Below are 4,441 nucleotides of genomic sequence, written 5' to 3'. Positions count from 1 at the left end.
CCATCTGGCGTGATGGGAAAAATGGTGGTCTTCCCAACAACTACCCATCATTTTTCGGTGGCAAAGCCTGGCAGAATGATTCGAAAACAGGACAGTATTACCTTCATTACTATGAACGGTGTCAGCCAGATTTGAACTGGGACAATCCTAAGGTTCGCCAAGAAGTCCATGACATCATGTGCTTCTGGATTGCGCGTGGAGTATCGGGCTTTCGCATGGATGTCATCCCATTCATCTCCAAGCCTACAGGACTTCGCGATTTGACAATAGAAGAATTGCAGGATCCGTCCGTTGTTTTTGCTAATGGTCCACACCTTCATACTTATCTTCATGAGATGAACCAAAAGGTTCTATCGCCTCACAATGCCATGAGTGTTGGGGAAGCTTTCGGCGTCTCTTACGCTCAGACGCCTCTGTTTGTCTCTCAACAGAGGAAAGAGCTGGATATGATTTTCCATTTCGATACGGCGCGTGTTGGTCGCAAAGATTGGGAAACGCGGCCATGGACACTCCAGGAATTAAAAGAGACTATCACTGAAGACGATCGTTCGACTGGTCCAGACGGATGGACGACATCATTTCTGGAGAACCATGATAATCCGAGAGCAGTATCACGTTTTGGAGATAATAGCCCTGCCTCTGCCAAAGCTCTGTCTCTTCTGGTCATGGGGCGGAGAGGAACTGTTTTTATCTTTCAAGGACAGGAAATTGGTATGACCAATATTTCCTTTGATAAGATTGAAGACTTTGAAGATGTTAATGCAAAAGGCATATGGGCCGATACGGTAGGTCGTGGAACACATTCAGCGAACGCTGTCCTCACAGAATTGCGTCAGACCAGCCGGGACAATGCGCGCACTCCAATGCAATGGAATAATACCACAACGGGAGGCTTCACTACGGGAACGCCTTGGTTCAGGCTAAACCCCAATACGGATCGTATTAACGTGGCTGCGCAGGAGCTTGATTCTTCGTCTGTACTCGCTTTTTATCGGCAGATAATTTCTTTCAGAAAAAGACATCCGGTTTTAGTTTACGGTACTTTTCAGGATATTGATCCACAAAATCCTAATATTTTTGCTTTTACCAGAACATTAGATAACAATCAGATACTAATTTTTATCAACTTGACGGCTCAATCGCAGGCGTGGGCTTTGCCTGCTGAAATAAATCTTGGCAAAATTCTTCTTAACACGCACGTGGTAAAGCCCATGGGCCGGACCTTGTCACTTGCTCCTTGGCAAGGGTGTATTACTGCTATCTCCAGCTAGAAAGAAGCAAGATTTTGAAAAGCTTCTTTTGTATTCTCATCATGTATGTATTTGTGTGCATGCCGAAATCCATAGTTTCTCCGGCAATTGCCGGGGGAACTGCAAAACAGGTTCCTGATTCTATTGTAAGGATCAAAGAATCTCGATCTTTATTCTTGAAAAGGCCTTTGCCTTACTCTGGAGTTTGGCAACATTTAATTACGTTGAAGGATCTTCGAAACTGGCTTCAGAGGCATTCAGAGGCAGATTTCGTTTCAGCGGAAGATGCCTCCGAACAGCTTCCCAGAGTAGAGAGTGATCGCGTCAACATGCCTCTTGGTCTACTGAATTTCGGAAAGGAACAAGTGCCGCCCATTATGGTCCCAGAGGCTGTTTTGATTAATCCATGGGGTATTAAAACCTGGCTTCAGAGGAAGGGTATTAGTATCCTTGTTGACAATACGAACGAATTTGGAGCTGCTTTGACTTCCCCCACGCCCGAACTGGGTTTGAAAAAAGGGAGCAGCAACACAGGGCAAGTTGGATATTTGACTAATATTGACTGGGAACATCTGGCGAGAATAGGAGGTTTCTCAACACATACGGCCATTGTCAGTCGATACGGTATCCCGGCCAGTCCTATGTTCGGAGACCAGCTTAGTCATAGTCAGGAAATTTATGGTGGTGGCGGGAACGTTGTTCTGCATCTTGTCTACTTTTATGGCGAAGAGACATTAGGACATGGCCGGTTTGATGTAGCTGGTGGTCGAATACCGCTTCTTCTGGATTTTATGGCAAACTTTGCTGTGACCTGCACATTTATGAATAATGCATTCTGCGGAAATCCAAACGCCATTGCGGATATGACGTGCCCCCCGGAAATGTAACCATTTAAAAGTAGAGTCCGATCGAGAAGGATACGGACGGATGAAGCGCAGTCGTTTTACGGAAGAGCAGATCATAGGGATCCTGAAGGAACAGGAATCCGGACTGAAGGTCTCTGATCTTTGCCGTAAGCACGGGATCAGTGACGCGACCTTCTACAAATGGAAGACCCGTTATGGTGGCCTTGAGGTATCCGAGGCCAAACGGCTGAAGGCGCTGGAAGATGAAAACAGCCGCCTGAAACGTCTTCTGGCGGATGCCATGCTGGATAATGCGGCGCTGAAGGAGATCGTTGGAAAAAAGTGGTAACGCCTGTCGCGAAACGGCCGGCGGTCCGACACATTCAGGAAGCTCTGGCCCTGAGTGAACGCCGAGCCTGTGCGCTTGTTGGTGTTGCCAGGCGTGTCGCGCGGTATGTTTCTACCGGAGCGGACGATGCTGCCCTGCGCCAGCGCCTACGGGAACTGGCGGACCAACGACGCCGCTTTGGCTATCGCCGCCTGGATTATCTTCTGGCGCGGGAAGGATTCAGCCCCAATCACAAGAAGCTGTTCCGCCTTTATCAGGAGGAAGGGCTGAAAGTCCGCCATCGGGGTGGCCGCAAGAGGGCACTGGGGACGCGTTCTCCCATGACCATCCCTCAGGAACCCGGGCAGCGCTGGAGCCTGGATTTTGTCTCGGATGCCCTGACTTGTGGCCGCCGGTTCCGCATTCTGGCTGTTATCGACGATTTCAGTCGCAAGAACCTGGCATTGGTTGCCGATACGTCATTGTCAGGTGGACGTGTGGCGCGGGAACTGACGGCCCTGGTGGAACGATATGGCAAACCCCTCATGATTGTCAGCGACAACGGTACGGAGTTCACATCCCATGCCATCCTGAAATGGGCCGATGAGATGAAGGTTGAATGGCACTATATCGCCCCCGGGAAACCGCAACAGAACGGCTTTGTCGAAAGTTTCAACGGCCGGTTGAGGGATGAATGCCTCAACGAGACGCTGTTCACGTCTCTCAGCCATGCCCGACAGGTTCTGGCTGACTGGCGGGAAGACTACAATACGGTGCGCCCCCATTCCCAGCTGGGTGGCAGGACACCGGATCAGGTCGCCAGACAAGTGTTTCGGGGGCATGCCCCCGAGACACTTGTCATCCCATCAACCCAAAGCCATAAAAAACGGGAACTCTCCTTTTGAGTGGATACAAAAAAGGGGGCACGTCAGATAATACAACCCATTCATCATGGGCTGATGCATCCTGGGGAGGGCGTATGCGCTGGAGGCCAACGGATCACATCTATTTCCAGACTGGAGCCTATCTTAGTCAGGAAGGTATTTATGGGAATGTGCAATTCCGTACAGGTTTCAAGTTTAATGGAGCAGATATCAATGGGGTGGCTGTACCCTTGGAGTTTGGCTGGGAACCTATTCTAAACCAGGGCAGTCTGCCAGGGCATTATAAGGTTGGCTATATCCTCGATACTGCCGATCATCATGATAACTATTATGACGGTGATGGAGGAGCTTTTGCTAGAAGCGGAAAGACTCCTCGTATCAATCATGGGTCATGGTCAGCCTATATGCAGGTCGACCAAATGATCTGGCATCATCCGCATCATCGAGAAGATGCAGGAGTTATTATTTTTGGAAATTTCGTCGCCAATTCAGAACGGACCCAGACACGTGCGCAACAATATGAAGCAGGCATTATAGATCGTGGATTTTGGGTTTCTCGCCCGCAAGATACTCTTGGATTTGCGTTTGCATACGATCGCGTTTCGGGACCTATTTCGAGATCTCAACAGATACAGATTCAGAATGGCCTCCCTCTTTTGGGCGGCGCATATGGTATTCAAAAATATGCTATTGTTCTGGAGTTGGTTTATCAATATCGCTTGATGCGTGGCGTTTTTCTTTCTCCGGACGTACAGTATTTTTTTCGACCTAATGCAGAGAAGCATTTGAAAGATGCCGTCATGGTTGGGTTCAAATCGCATGTTGAGATATTTTGAAGACCTGAAAGTTTTGGGTTTATGAGGTGGACGATCGAAGAACCGTTAATTGAGGAGCTTGTGGCCTGATCTCGGTTCAATAGGTGCTTATTGATGGTTCCCTGGCCTGATTTTCGCACTTGGTCTGGCGCAGAGCGTTAGGCATTGACCTTGGATTGCTACGTTATGGCGTTGATCCTCGCGAGGAAAAGGAAGCGGCGCATATTATAGATGATATTGGTTCCCCGAACTCTCGATGCACTCCAGGCCGCCGCCTTTTCGCCGCCGCACGATATGAGCCAGATTAATTAGATTATGC

Annotated in this window: 4 protein-coding genes; all 4 read left to right on the top strand. The window is 49.0% G+C overall.

What is annotated here, in order from left to right; all coding sequences use genetic code 11:
* A partial coding sequence (locus GJA01_RS14975; RefSeq protein WP_099282495.1) for an alpha-amylase family glycosyl hydrolase occupies positions 1–1,271 on the top strand: 1,271 nt, incomplete at its 5' end.
* Positions 1,272–1,285: 14 nt separating this feature from the next.
* On the top strand, positions 1,286–2,137 hold the full coding sequence (locus GJA01_RS14970; RefSeq protein WP_253783053.1) for a carbohydrate porin: 852 nt from the start codon (positions 1,286–1,288) through the stop codon (positions 2,135–2,137).
* A 40-nt stretch (positions 2,138–2,177) separates the two neighbouring features.
* Positions 2,178–3,328, top strand: a protein-coding gene (locus tag GJA01_RS14965) for an IS3 family transposase (protein WP_099282493.1) whose coding sequence is annotated in 2 segments (ribosomal slippage) — positions 2,178–2,436 and positions 2,436–3,328 — 1,152 coding nt in all. Because the reading frame shifts where the segments join, the coding sequence is not laid out codon by codon here.
* A complete protein-coding gene (locus GJA01_RS14960) occupies positions 3,325–4,143 on the top strand; it encodes a carbohydrate porin (protein ID WP_253783051.1) in 819 nt (272 codons plus the stop codon). The genes GJA01_RS14965 and GJA01_RS14960 overlap by 4 nt, the downstream gene beginning before the upstream one ends.
* The last annotated feature ends 298 nt before the right edge of the window (positions 4,144–4,441 follow it).

Source organism: Gluconobacter japonicus, from assembly GCF_002723975.1.
GTDB classification, from domain to species: domain Bacteria; phylum Pseudomonadota; class Alphaproteobacteria; order Acetobacterales; family Acetobacteraceae; genus Gluconobacter; species Gluconobacter japonicus.
The sequence above is the reverse complement of the archived record's forward strand: the minus strand, read 5'-3'. Positions and strand labels throughout refer to the sequence as shown.